General features: G+C 58.7%; 13 protein-coding genes. 1 reads left to right on the forward strand and 12 read right to left on the reverse strand.

Features of this window, described 5'->3' with window-relative positions; genetic code table 11:
• Positions 1 to 20 precede the first annotated feature (20 nt).
• The 12 genes from ABD903_RS10865 to ABD903_RS10920 all read right to left on the reverse strand — a co-directional run bounded on the left by ABD903_RS10865 (position 21) and on the right by ABD903_RS10920 (position 12352).
• Positions 21 to 758 (reverse strand): fatty acid desaturase, encoded by a 738-nt coding sequence (locus ABD903_RS10865; protein WP_345224098.1) that lies wholly within the window; start codon positions 756 to 758, stop codon positions 21 to 23.
• 46 nt (positions 759 to 804) lie between these two features.
• Positions 805 to 1653 (reverse strand): 4-hydroxy-3-methylbut-2-enyl diphosphate reductase, encoded by an 849-nt coding sequence (locus ABD903_RS10870; protein WP_345224101.1) that lies wholly within the window; start codon positions 1651 to 1653, stop codon positions 805 to 807.
• Positions 1654 to 1856: 203 nt separating this feature from the next.
• Positions 1857 to 2342 (reverse strand): hypothetical protein, encoded by a 486-nt coding sequence (locus ABD903_RS10875; RefSeq protein WP_345224102.1) that lies wholly within the window; start codon positions 2340 to 2342, stop codon positions 1857 to 1859.
• A 54-nt stretch (positions 2343 to 2396) separates the two neighbouring features.
• Positions 2397 to 3284, reverse strand: a complete 888-nt coding sequence (locus ABD903_RS10880; RefSeq protein WP_345224104.1) for a phytoene/squalene synthase family protein — start codon at positions 3282 to 3284, stop codon at positions 2397 to 2399.
• Positions 3285 to 3383: 99 nt separating this feature from the next.
• Entirely contained in the window at positions 3384 to 4886 is a 1503-nt protein-coding gene (locus ABD903_RS10885; RefSeq protein ID WP_345224106.1) for a phytoene desaturase family protein, read from the reverse strand.
• 178 nt (positions 4887 to 5064) lie between these two features.
• The gene (locus tag ABD903_RS10890) at positions 5065 to 5580 is read right to left on the reverse strand and encodes an RNA polymerase sigma factor (RefSeq protein WP_345224107.1); all 516 of its coding nucleotides are present in this window, start codon (positions 5578 to 5580) and stop codon (positions 5065 to 5067) included.
• Between the two features lie 252 nt (positions 5581 to 5832).
• Complete coding sequence (locus ABD903_RS10895) at positions 5833 to 6747, reverse strand: MerR family transcriptional regulator (protein ID WP_345224108.1); 915 nt, start codon at positions 6745 to 6747, stop codon at positions 5833 to 5835.
• Between the two features lie 29 nt (positions 6748 to 6776).
• Complete coding sequence (locus ABD903_RS10900) at positions 6777 to 7271, reverse strand: sterol desaturase family protein (protein WP_345224110.1); 495 nt, start codon at positions 7269 to 7271, stop codon at positions 6777 to 6779.
• A 56-nt stretch (positions 7272 to 7327) separates the two neighbouring features.
• On the reverse strand, positions 7328 to 8137 hold the full coding sequence (locus ABD903_RS10905) for an enoyl-CoA hydratase/isomerase family protein (RefSeq protein WP_345224112.1): 810 nt from the start codon (positions 8135 to 8137) through the stop codon (positions 7328 to 7330).
• A 234-nt stretch (positions 8138 to 8371) separates the two neighbouring features.
• A complete protein-coding gene (locus tag ABD903_RS10910) occupies positions 8372 to 10633 on the reverse strand; it encodes a ComEC/Rec2 family competence protein (RefSeq protein WP_345224114.1) in 2262 nt (753 codons plus the stop codon).
• Positions 10634 to 10742: 109 nt separating this feature from the next.
• Positions 10743 to 11195 (reverse strand): GNAT family N-acetyltransferase, encoded by a 453-nt coding sequence (locus tag ABD903_RS10915; protein WP_345224116.1) that lies wholly within the window; start codon positions 11193 to 11195, stop codon positions 10743 to 10745.
• Positions 11196 to 11278: 83 nt separating this feature from the next.
• Entirely contained in the window at positions 11279 to 12352 is a 1074-nt protein-coding gene (locus ABD903_RS10920; RefSeq protein ID WP_345224188.1) for a PhoH family protein, read from the reverse strand.
• 146 nt (positions 12353 to 12498) lie between these two features.
• Here ABD903_RS10920 and ABD903_RS10925 point away from each other — a divergent pair, with 146 nt between their 5' ends.
• Complete coding sequence (locus ABD903_RS10925; protein ID WP_345224118.1) at positions 12499 to 13272, forward strand: SAM hydrolase/SAM-dependent halogenase family protein; 774 nt, start codon at positions 12499 to 12501, stop codon at positions 13270 to 13272.
• Positions 13273 to 13310 lie beyond the last annotated feature (38 nt).

A 13310-nucleotide genomic window follows, 5' to 3' on the forward strand; every position in this document is an offset into this window, starting at 1 on the left:
TTCCGCAGGGTTACGTTGCCTTAGGCAGAGGCTTTGGCCTGCCATAAGCGCCACCACGGCAGATACGGTTGGTCGTGATGCTCGTAATGATACCCGAAAAAATAGCAGCTCAAAAAAGCCCACACATGCTGCCGGCCCTGGCTGCGCGACTTGTGCAGGTTGGTTTCCTCGTGCTCCCCGCGGTGCGGTAGGTACGTGCCAAAATAAAACAGCTGAACGGTAGCCAATACGGATGGCAGCATCCAGAACGCAATAACATTGGCCGCCGGGAAGAAGATCTTGAGCACGTTAAACGTAACGGCCATCAGCAGTATTTGCCCAACGGTAATGTAGTTTCGGGCAAAGCGCAGCAGCCACAGCAGGAAACTGGGGTGTGCGCCGTCGTGGAAATCGGGGTCGTAGGGAGTGGCAACGTGGCGGTGGTGCGCGTGGTGACGGGGTAACAGGCGCGGGAACCAATTGTAGGCAAACAACCCGGCCGCCACGGTTCCGAGGAAGTTGTTCAAACGTTTGTTGGGACTAACTACGCCGTGCATGGCGTCGTGGGCCGTAATGAAAAGGCCGGTATACAGGTGGGTTTGCAGCAGCAGCAGCAAATAGGGCCACGGCGTACGCCAGTTGGGCTCGTAAAAAGCCAGTAACCACGTCAGCAAACCGGCCCAGCAGGCCATTATCAACAGCGCCATGGCTTCGCCCTTGTGGCCGAGCGGCCGGGGACGAACTTTGGCAACAGTGGTTAATGGTTGGGCTAGCGGCATACGGGAAGAATAATTGGGGGAGCAAACCGTTAAGTTAAACGGCTTTTTACAGGCTCATCAGCGCGTCGCGCACGTTTTCCATGAGCCACATGGGCGTACTGGTAGCGCCACAAATGCCCACCGACTGCCCTGGTAAAAACCACGCGGGGTCAATTTCCTCGACTTTGGAAATGAAGTGCGTTTGCGGATTGGTATCCTTGCAAACCTGGTACAGAACCTTTCCGTTCGAGCTTTTAGTGCCCGACACGAACACAATCTGGTCGTATTCGGCGGCAAAACGGCGCAGGTCCAAGTCGCGGTTTGATACCTGGCGGCAAATGGTGTCGTTGGCCGATACCTGGTAGCCGCGGCCTTCCAACTCGCCTTTGATGCGGTAAAAGCTATTGGTGCTCTTGGTGGTCTGGCTGTAGAGCGTGATGTTGGCCGGCAATTCGTGGCTCAGTAGCTCGTCCAGGTTTTCGAAAACCACGGCGTCGCCGCGGGTTTGGCCCAGCAGGCCTTGTACCTCGGCGTGGCCGTGCTTGCCGTAAATGAAAATGCGCTCCTTCTTATCGTAGCTGGTTTTGATGCGGTTCTGCAGCTTCAGCACTACCGGGCACGAGGCATCAATGAGGGTGAGGTTGTTTTCCAGCGCCATTTGGTACGTGCTGGGCGGTTCGCCGTGGGCACGAATAAGCACTTTTTCGCCGCGCAGTTCGCTCAGCGTTTGGTGGCATATGATGCGTAGCCCTTTCTTTTCGAGGCGTTCTACTTCTTCATCGTTGTGCACGATGTCGCCGAGGCAATACAGGTAACCCTGCTCGTCGAGGATGTCTTCAGCCATTTGAATGGCGTAAATGACCCCGAAGCAGAAACCGGAGTGTGGGTCGATGCGGACACTGAGGTTGAGCGGCATAAGTAGCAGGGTAACCGCGAAAGCACGCGGATTGTTACGACCGGCGTTTCTCAGGGGCAGAAGGTACGAAAATGGCTTGGCAAATAGATTTTTAACGCATTCGGCGTCGTTTCTTCACCGTTAATAGCTAGTGCGTTAACAGCGAAACGGCGCCGTTTCCGGAGCCGTTTCGGTCTGAGAGGAAAAAACACCTTAAGCGGCACCTACATGCGCTTGAGCTGCGCGGCTTCTTCGCCTGTAACGTGGCTATGGGCCAGAAGAAAGTCGCGCATTACGTCAAACGACTCGGCATCGAGCCCGGACCTGGGGTGCTTCATAGCCACTTGCACCAAAAAGGCGCGGTCCTCGTCTACGTGCTTGCTGGCGCCCAAAAAGCCCGGCAGGTTGCTCTCGATGGTGAAGCGCAGGAAGCGCACCTCGGGATGTTGCGGCGCCAGGGCCACGGCAGCATCGAACTGCTTGCTGGCGGCTTTCACGCGGTCCATCTTATCAAACAGCCCGCCCGTATGCTTGGCCATTATGGCCTCCGAAGCGGCCTTGTAAGCCAGTACCACGGCGTCGCGGTCGGTGTAGGCGCTCAGCAGCTGGTGAAAGCGGCGGCCGGCTTGTTCATCGGCGGCCGCTTGCTGGTACTGGCGGCGCAAAGCCGGTACAGCGTAGGGTGAATTAGAATCGGGAGCGGTAGACAAAGCGGCCAGGAAAGAGAGCAGGACGAGAAACAGCTTCAAAACGACAACGGGGGGTCAGATGGTACGTAATCGGTACCGGAAATACGAACCCACCAAGAGCAAAAGTTTCGTGTTATCCGGTACGCGTACGCGTCCTTCCAATATTCGTGCCGCCGGCAGCTGCCGAATTTTGTCAAAAAGCTTCAAATAATAAACGTAGGCCAGGTACACGCCCAGCTTAGCCGTGCGTGGCAGCTGTTGAATGCCTTCGTATCCCGCCTCAAAATCGGCCCGGATGTCCTCTTCGATTTCCCGCTTGGTCTGGTCGTTAAACGCCGTGTAACACACGCCGGGGAAGTACACGCGGCCGCGCTCTTCGTAGTCGGAGCGCAGGTCGCGCAGAAAATTGATTTTCTGAAAAGCGGCCCCCAAGCGCCGTGCCGGCTCGCGCAGCTGGTCGAACTGCCGCTCGTCGCCTTCGCAAAACACGCGCAGGCACATCAGTCCCACCACTTCGGCCGAGCCGTAGATGTACTCGTTGTACAGCGCCAGGTCGTACTCGATATCCTCGAGGTCCATGGCCATGCTGTGCAAAAAGGCCTCGATAAACTCCCGATCGATACCGTAGCGGTGCACAGCCAGTTGAAAAGCGTGCAGCACGGGGTTCATGCTGAACTGATCGTCGAGGGCGCGGTAGGTTTCGTCGCGGAACTCGCGCAGCAGGGCGGCCCGGTCGCGGTCGTGAAAGGTGTCTACAATCTCATCGGCCCAGCGCACAAAGCCGTACACGGCGTAAATGGCGGGGTGAAAACGCTCGTCAAGCGTCCGAATGCCGAGCGTAAAGGACGTGCTATAGCGCTGCGTAATGAGTTTGCTGCACGCCAGGCTCGACTGGTTGAACAGGGCCACGTGGTCCACGACCGAGGGCGGCTGAGACGAGACAACGGGTGAAAGTGTGGCCATGGGTGTGGTGTGGTGAGGGTGGTACAGGCTATCAGAAAAGCAACATGCTGGCTTTCTTGTTTACCTCCGCCATCTATTTGCAAGATAACAGTCTGGCTCTTAAGCCGGGATGGGGTATTCCTTTTCAACTTCCACGGCCACCACCTGTCCTGAAATAAGCGAAGGCGGCACGCCCGGCCCCGGCACCGTAAGCTGACCCGTGAAGTAAAGGTTGCGCACTTTGGGGCTTTTGATGGTGGGCTTAAGGTTGGCCGTTTGACGCAGCGTGTTGGCTAAGCCGTACGCGTTGCCTTTAAATGCGTGGTAATCGGAAACGAAATCGGCGTGGGCATAGCTGCGGCAATACACCACGGCGTCGCGCACCGATTGGCCGGTGTGGCGCTCCAGCCGCTCCATAATCATGTGGAAGTAGCGCTGCCGGGTGGCTTCGTCGTCGCCGCCGAGGCCGGGGGCCGTGGGAATGAGCAGGAACAGGTTTTCCTGGCCTTCGGGCGCCACGGTGGGGTCGGTTTGGCTGGGCACCGAGGCGTAGAACAGCGGCTTGGTGGGCCACTGCGGCGACTCGTAAATTTCCTTGGCGTGTCGGCCAAAGTCTTCGTCGAAGAACAGGTTATGGTGGCGCACGTTCTGCAGGCGCTTGTTCAGGCCCACGTAAAACAGCAGCGACGAGGGCGCCATGGTGCGCGAATCCCAATAGGCAGGCGTGTAGTGCCGGTGTTCGGGGGCAAGCAGCACCTGCTCCACGTGGTTGTAATCGGCGCCGGCCACCACTATATCGGCCGCCAGAAAGCCCTCGGCGGTAACCACGCCGGTGGCCCGCCCCTGCTCTACCTTTATCTGCTGCACCTCCTGGTTGTAGCGGAATTCTACGCCTTGCTCCTCGGCCACTTTCACCATGCCCTGCACAATTTTGTGCATCCCACCGCGTGGGTACCAAGTGCCCAGCGCGAGGTCGGCGTAGTTCATCATCGAGTACAGCGCCGGCGTATTCTGGGGCGTAGCCCCCAAAAACAGCACCGGAAACTCCATCAGCTCAATGAGTTTGGGTTGCTTGAAAAACTTGCGCACGTGGGTGTGCATGCTTTGCAGCAAATCCAGTCGCAGGGCATCCACTACCAGCGTGGGGTCGGCGAATTCCAGGAGTGAACGGCCCGGCTTGCGCACGAACTTGCTCATGCCCACCTTGTATTTGTAAGCCGCCTGGCGTAGAAACTCGTCGAGGCGCACCGCGGATCCGGGCTCCAGCTGCTCGAACATCTGGCGCAGCTCGCCCATGGTGGCCGGCACGTCCAGAAAATCCTGTTCGCCGAACACCACGCGGTACGAGGGGTCGAGGCGCACGAGGTCGTAGAAGTCGGCGGGCGTGTGACCGTAGCGGGCAAAGTATTCTTCGAATACATCGGGCATCCAGTACCAGCTCGGGCCCATATCGAAGGTGAAGCCCTGGGCCTGAAACACGCGGGCGCGGCCGCCGGGGCCGTCGTGCTTTTCTAGCACGGTTACGCGGTAGCCGCGCTGGGCCAGGGCCGTAGCGGCCGAAATACCAGCAAAGCCGGCACCAATAACGAGAACTTGCGGGGCGGAGGAAGTGGCAGTGGACAAGCGAAGAATCAAGTAAGGTAGCGGCAAGCTACAACGAGGCGTCGGGCTTTGTTTAGACGCAGCGCTACCGCGCTATGCGCAAGCACGTGCCGCCTAAAACAAAAAGGCCGCAAGCCACGCCACCGAAATGGTGCAGCTTGCGGCCCGTGTACGCATCCGGAGCATATACTCCTTCCCCCTATGCGCCGGGTGCGTATACTTTTAGCGCATCTTTCAAGTCCTTGCGGGCAATGTGGATGCGGTTTTTAACGGTGCCAATGGGAATCTGCAGCTTCTCCGCAATTTCCTGGTACTTGTAGCCGATGTAGTACATCATGAAGGGCGTGCGGTACTCGTGGCCGAGGTGCGCAATGGCTTCGTTGATGTCGGTTACCACAAAATCCGACTGGGCGCCGTTGTGGGTAATGTAGTTCTCGTCGGTGTTGAAGTACTGGAAGTACTCAGTGGTGTCGATGTTCGAGTTGCGCTTCGTTATCTTATTGTAGTTGTTGATAAACGTGTTGCGCATGATGGTGTAGAGCCACGCCTTCAGGTTGGTCCCCGCCTTGAACTTGTCTTTGTTCAGCAGGGCCTTGAGCAGGGTTTCTTGCACCAGGTCTTTGGCATCGTCGGCGTCGCGCGTCAGATTCATCGCTACCGGCCGAAGCGAGTAGGAAATCTTTTGTACTTGGTCTGTGAATTCCAAGGAAGTCATATGCTTGTTTAGCTTTTCGTGACCAGAAGTTAAACAAACATACGAAACCCCTCCTTAAGCATACGCACTCAAGTCGACTTTTTTTGGCCGATTCGGCCAACCCGCCAAAACGGCCGGTGAACTTCAAATAAGCGCCGATGAAAGAGGAGGCATGTTATGTACCGTTACCACAGTGTAACGCAACCGCACATTAAAAACGCTTTAACATATTGACAACAAAGGCATTGGCCTTTGTATTTAACTATTTGAATATTATTTATTAACCGCCACCGGCGCTGCAATACGCAGTTGCTCAACGAGCTGGATAAAGTCGGTCATGCGCTGCAAACGCACGAAACGGGGGGGCAGCTGTAAGTCGGGCTGGTGCACCAAAGGACCGTAGAGCACAACGTCGACGCCGGGGCAGCTGCGGGACAGTTCGTTCACGAACGGCTGCAGCCGGTCGCGCTCCGGCACGGTGGTCAGCACCGTGGCAATGTGCTGCGGCTGGTAGGCCTGGCAAATGCTCTCTAGTTCTTCCACCGGCAGGTTTTGGCCCAGGTACAAAACCCTGTGGCCGCGCACCCGCAGCAGGTAGTTCATAAACATGAGCGCCAACTCGTGCATTTCCTCGCTGGGCAAAAACAACACCCAGCGCGGAGCCGGTGCATCGTCATCGGGAATGCCAAGTGCGTCGGCGGAGGCCAGTAGCTTCTGCCGCAACAAGTGTGAAGCCATGTGCTCCTGCGCAGGGTTCATGCTACCCGTTTGCCACAGCACCCCAATGCGCTGCAGAAAGGGATATACAATGCTGAGCATAGTGGCTTCAAATCCCAGTTCCTGCGTGGCTTGGGTAAGCGTGGCGTTCAGGCGGCGCTCGTCCATGTCGAGGGTGGCCGTGAGCAGCGCCGTGATTTGCGGGTTAAACAGGTGCGGGTCTTCGGTGCAGGCTGCTACGGCCGCGCACAGCTCTTCTTCAGATAGGCTCGCAACGTAAGAAATGCGCTGTCCACGCTCGCACAGAGTGGCCACGTTCAGCAGGCGGCGCAAATCAGAGTCGCAGTACGTTCGGATATTGGTAGCCGTGCGTACGGGGCGCAACACGCCGTAGCGCTGCTCCCACATGCGAATGGTATGGGCCTTAATGCCGGAAAGGCTTTCTAAATCTTTAATGGAGAACTGGCCCACAATGCTGGCTTACTGGTACTGAAAAGAAACTATTGCGCCGCCGAAGCCGAACGCGCCGGTGGGTTTGCCGCTCGGCGGCGGGCCAGCGTGAAATACTTCGGCGACACCCATAGCAAGCCAAACTCCTGGCTGCCGTCGCGGCCAGTGGTCTTGTGATGAATTTTATGGGCCATGTTCAGGGCGCGCAGGTACGCGCTCTGGGTGCGCCGCCAAAACGGCAAGCGTCGGTGAATGAGCACGTCGTGCACAAAGAAGTAGAGGGTGCCGTACACGGCTACGCCCATCCCTACCCAGTAGCGCCAGTCCTTCTCAGGGCCGCCGTACACCATAAGGAGCATGGAAAGGCCGCCATAGAAAAGGAAGAAGAAGTCGTTACGCTCGAAGTGGTGCGGATGGCGCACGTGGTGCGAGCGGTGCAAAAACCACAGCGGCCCGTGCAGCACGTACTTGTGCATGAACCACGCAACGAACTCCATGCCCAGAAAGGTAGCGGCCGTAAGGGCCACGCCAGCGAAGAGGTTCATGGGTTGCTAACCAATAGTCGGGCGCCGTTGTTTAAAACGCCCGGCTGCCGTATGGCTTAGTTCCACGTAATTTTCTCTTTGCTGAGGAAGGCCTCAATACCGCGGCGGCAATCTTCGGAACCCCGGGCTTCGGCATTTAACCGGGCCGCGTAGCGCAGGCTTTCTTCGAGGGGCAGTTCGGGAATGCGCCCAATCATTTCCTTGGTCACTTCCATGCTCTGCCCTGAATTCTCAATGCACAGGCGACGGGCAAAGCGGTACACGTGCTCAGCAAGTTGATCGGCGGGCACCACCTCATTAATAAGGTTAAAAGCCACTGCCCGCTCGGCCGACATGATGTCGCCGGTCAGCAATAATTGCTTGGTGCGCGCTTCGCCAATCTTGCGCAGCAGAAACACACTTACAATAGCTGGCAGGAAGCCGATTTTCACCTCGGTGTAGCCGAACTTGGCCTCCGGCACCGCAAAGGAAAAGTCGCAAAGAGTGGCGAGGCCGCAGCCGCCGGCCAGGGCATGGCCTTGCACCTGCGCAATAACCACCTTCTTGAGGGTGTAAATCTGGTGAAACAGCTGCATCAGGTGCGTCGAGTCGGCTAGGTTATCGGTGTAGCCAAAGTTCTGCAGCTCCTGAATGTAGGCGAGGTCGGCGCCGGCGCAAAAGGCCGGGCCTTCGGCGCGCAGTACCACAACCTTACAGGCCGGGTCGTTTTCGGCGTATTCAAATGCCAATTTCAGTTCCGAAACCAGCTCGGAGCTGAGGGCATTGCGTTTTTCGGGTCGGTTGAGCGTGATGTAGCCGATGGCTTCGTGCGCTTCGTAACGAATGTACTGTAGCGCTTCCAGCTCCTGGGTAGCCATATCTTCCATGAGTTGTTGCGTGGGCGGTGTGTGGGCGGGCCACTCGGGGCGCAGTGTTCTTTGGGAAGAAACGGGGCTGAAACAACCCGGTGCGCGCCAGCGGCCCGAATACGGGCTCAGGGTAAACCTAACAAAAATGATGCGACAAAGTGCACGGCCAGCGTGCGGCGTCGGGATGTGGACTAGTTACGAAATACTAGGCGTTTTGGTCGCACCCGAAAGCCATTCTGCCTGAATCGGCCTCTATTTCGGGCTATTTTTCTCGGGACTGATGCCTTGTACCCACGCTCCCTGCATGGTTACATCGTGCACACGCAGGCCGGCGGCGCGCAATTGCGGGGTCATTTTTTCGACGTACCACGTGCGGCACGACGAGTCGAACACGACCAAGGCCTGCGGGCCGAAAGTAGCCAACAGTTGATCGGGCCACACCCGGGCATTGCGCCGCAACACTATTACTTCTACGGGCACGGGCTGTTGGCCCTTCCATAGTTTGCCGCTCACCCACGCGGCGCGGTGGCCGTGCCAGGTTAGCAGCACCGGACCGTTAATACCCACTTGTTGCACCGCCACTTCGGTTGCCGGCCAGCCGGCGCTGTAACGCACGCGGCGGTTGTCGCGCTCAATCAGGCCGGGCAGCACGCGGTAGGTACGCTCGGTTTCGTTGAGCGGCAGCGAATCGGGCGTAATGACGAGGGCCGACGCGCCGTCGTGCAAGCCCAGGGCCGAGCGGCGTGGAATGCTGTAGATAACCAGGCGTTTGTCGGTAGCGACTTCGCGGGCTTCGGCCACGCGGCTCAGGGAAAATAGGAACACCACGCCCACCGCAGCCCCCAGCCAAACTAGGCGGCGCCAGGCAAAAAACGCTAGCAGCATGGCAATCAGCAGGTAGAGTAGCCAGGCTTGGCCCGGCGTGAGGTGAATGCCCTGTACCAACGCACCGGGGAGGGAACGGCCAACGAGAATGATGTACTCGTTGAAACACCAGATTAGCTTCTCGAACACCCAGCCAATGCCCTCGGGCAGCCACAGCAGCCACGATGCCCCCAACTGCGCGGCCAGCCATTCTACGGGTAGCGCCACCGCCTGCAGGAACAGGCCCACGTACAGTGCCACCGACGAGATGGGCACTGCTACCAAATTCGAGAGCAGGAAGTTGAGCGGAAATTGATGAAAATAGAATAACCCTAAGGGGAACGTGGCCACCTGCGCCGCCAACGACAGCGCCACCGCCTGCCACACTCCCTCGAGTCCCCACGCCGACCAGGTTAAAGCCTTCTGACGCCAGCGCGGGTGCCAGGGCCGGCGCTTTTTAGCAGCCCATTCTTGAAAATCGAGCCAAGCCGAAATGCGTGGCTGCAGGTACACGATGCTGAGGACGGCCAGGAATGAGAGCTGAAAGCCCACGTCTACAATCAGATACGGGTCGTAGAGCAGCAGGCAGAAAGCGGCCACGGCCAGCGTATTATACATGTTGCTTTGCCGCCCGGCGGCCTTGGCCACGGCCACAAAGCTGAACATGACCGCCGCCCGCAGCACCGACGCCGATAAGCCCGTGAGGAAGGCGTAGCTCCAGATTACCAGCAGCCCCACCGCTACCGACCAGTACCGAAACCCGCGGCGGTGCCCGAAGAACCGCGACAGAATGAGTTGCAACACGGCATACAACAAACCTACCTGCAAGCCGGAAACGGCCATAATGTGCGTGGTGCCGGTATTGGCATAGGCCAACTTGGTATCGGCATCCACCTCATCTTTCATGCCCAGAACCAGAGCATCGGCAATGGCAAATTCGCGTTTGGCCTTTACGTAGCGCCGAAACACGCCCTCTAGCCGGCGGGCGGCCTGCATACTCCAATGCCGAAGCCAGTTGGGCGGCGCAAAGGCCACCACGCGGTATTGATCGGGGTGAATAAACTGCTGGTGGTAAATCTGATGGTAACTCAGGTAGCGGCGGTAATCGAACTCGCCGGGGTTGAGCGGCGCCTTGGCCGGCGCCGGCGCGCCGCGCACAAGCCACACTTCACCGTACCGCGGTTGCTCAGCCCCGGCCTCGTAGCGCGGCACCGATACCCGAATGCCGCCGCGTGCCGCGCGCCACTGCCCTCCCACGCGCACCGCCGACACGCGTAGCGTGGTGGCAAAGGTGTTCGGGCGCACCACGGGGTAATCGTCGACCACTGCGCGGTAGAACTCTACTTCGCCCTGGTGATACAAATGGTCGGCTTCCCGCCTTTCGGTGGCGTGTTGAGCCGCAGTAGTGCCGGCAAGCGTTACCACTGCCAAGGCCAAAATGCCCACGGCGTCGTTAAGCGCGGGGTTATTTTGCCGCACGGCCCACAGATGAGCAGCCAGGTAAATACCTACTCCACCGGCCAGCCACGGCAGCAGTTCGGGCAGTTCGGCTCCCCAGTAAAACCAGATGATAATACCGCCCAGCAAGGCCATAATCAGCCGCACGGCAGGGTGCGTGGCCCACGGAATGGTAGTAGGGCGGATACTCATGCTAGCTTAAAATCGAAAAGAACATTCCCTAAATCGTAATTCCTGCCACGGCAGGAGCTTACGATTTAGGGAATTTTAGCTGGGCTGACAAACTACGGTTCAGCGGCTATTACTCTGCTAGCTCGACCGGCCGTTGCCACCGCATTTTGAAGTGTTCGATGCCGGCTTCGGTAAACTGCTCCCCTTCCTTCATAAAACCGTGTCGTTCGTAAAACGGCACCGCCCGCAGTTGGGCGTTCAAGTACACATCTGCGTGCGGATGCGCCGCCTGCACGTCGTGTAGCACGGCTTGGAGCAAAGCCGCCCCTACTTGCTGGTTGCGGTAAGCTTCCAGCACGGCGAAGCGTTCCAGCTTCACGCCCTTATCGGTAACGCGCCAGCGGGCGGCCCCGCAGGGCGTACCATCGGTGGCACGGGCGAGGTAATGCGTGGCGCCTTGCTGGTCAAACGCGTCGTTTTCCAGTTCCCGGGGCACGTTCTGGCCTTCCACAAAAACCTTCTCCCGAATGGCGAAGGCAAGGGGTAATTCGTCGGGGTTGGTGATACGATGAGCAGTAGTCACGGCGGGAGGGGCTTAAATACAAACGCAAAACGGTGCGGCAGCAAAGCTACCGCACCGTTACAAAATCTGCGAAACAAGTCGTTCTAGATCTGCTCGTTGTTTACGGGCAAGTCTTCGGTCGGCAGCTCGTCGCCGGCCGGACGGGGCTGGCCGGGCTGGTAGTAGCGTGCGGGCCGCACGGGGCGTTCGGCCTGGGCGCGCTTTTGGTCCACGTCATACTTGTCGTAGGCGTACACAATTTCCTTAACCAAGCGGTGGCGCACCACGTCTTCGGCAGTCATTTCCACGAAGCCAATGCCCTTTACGTCGCGCAGAATATCCAGCGCTTCGCCCAGACCCGATTTCTGCTTGGTGGGCAGGTCAACCTGGCTTTGGTCGCCGTTCACCATCACCTTGGCGTTAGGGCCCATCCGGGTCAGGAACATCTTCAGCTGCGAAGGGGTGGTGTTCTGGGCTTCATCGAGGAGCACGAAGGCATGGTTGAGCGTACGGCCACGCATGTAGGCCAGCGGCGCAATTTCGATGGTCTTGTTCTCGAGGTAGAACTTGAACTTCTCGGGCGGCAGCATGTCCTCCAGCGCGTCGTAAATCGGGCGCAGGTAGGGGTCGACCTTCTCCTTCATGTCGCCGGGCAAAAAGCCAAGGCTTTCACCGGCTTCCACCACGGGGCGCGAAATGATGATTTTCTTGACCTCCTTGTTTTTGAGGGCGCGCACGGCCAGAGCTACCGAAATGTAGGTTTTACCCGTACCGGCCGGCCCAAGGGCAAACACGAGGTCGTTTTTCAGCACGGCATCCACCAACCGTTGCTGGTTGGCAGTACGAGCTTTAATGATGCCGCCCTTCGCGCCAAACAGAATGACATCGGGCGCGGCGGCCATGCGGGCGTCCTCCAGGTCTTCATCGGACGACCCGATAAACTGCGACACGGTTTTGTCGGTCACCTGCCCAAACTGGTGGTAATGCTCGATGAGCGAGGACAGGATATCGTTGATGCGCTGGATAACCGGGGTCTGGCCCTGAATTTTTATTTCGTTGCCGCGCGAAATGATTTTGCTGCCCGGGAAGGCAGCCGCCAACTGGCGAATATTCTGATTATCGGGGCCCAGGAAGTCGATGAGCGAGACGTTCTCGAGCGTGATGACTTTTTCGACCAAGCTAGTGGGGAGAAAAAAGCGCAAAAAGCGCAGTGGAGAGAGAAAAGCGGCCCACCGGGAAAGCGGTCAGTCCGGGCCGAATGCCTACTTTTGCCGCCTCCGCAAGGGCTTCAAACAATAGTACGCATTCTTCACCAAAACGGTCAATGGGCCTGATTACGTTCCTGTCGGACTTTGGCTACCGCGACCATTACGTGGCGGCTGTGAAGGCGCGCCTGCTGCAGTTGGCCCCCGCGACGCCCATCGTTGACATTACACACGCCATCGAGCCCTACAACGTGCCCCACGCCGTGCACGTGCTCTGCGCCGTGTTTGCCGATTTTCCGGAAGGCACCACGCACCTGATTGGCGTGGACGACCACGGCGGCGCCAAACGAGGCTGGGTAGCAGCCACTTGGCGCGGCCACCATTTCGTGGCCGCCGACAACGGCATCCTAACCCTCCTCACCGACGGCCGCCCCGACGACCTCGTGCGCTTGCCCACGCCCGCCGTGTGGCCCGCCTCCCCCACCCGCGACGTACTGGCGCCCGCTGCCGCGCACCTTGCTCAAGGCGACCCGCTCACGGACCTCGGCCCGCTCAGCACCGAGCTGTATCAGCTGTTAAACCGCCAGTTGCGCCTGCAGGACCACCGCATTACCGGCCACGTGGTGCACGTAGACCATTACGGCAATCTGGTTACCAACATCTCACGCACCGCCATTGAAGCCGTCGGCCATGGGCGCACGTTCACGGTGCACTTCGCCCGCGAAGTCGTGCGCGGCCTGGCTACCCATTTTCAAGCCGCCGACCCCGGCGACGCCGTGGGCGTGTACAACAGCCAGGGCATGTTGTGCATTGGCGTAAACCAAGGCCACGCTTCCGAACTGCTCGGCCTGCACTTCGACTCGCAGGTAGACGTGCGCTTCTCACAGGAGTAAAGCATAATGAATGCGGTCAGGGGCATGCTCCTCTACGG

Origin of the sequence: Hymenobacter koreensis (genome assembly GCF_039541855.1) — a bacterium.
Lineage (GTDB): Bacteria > Bacteroidota > Bacteroidia > Cytophagales > Hymenobacteraceae > Solirubrum > Solirubrum koreensis.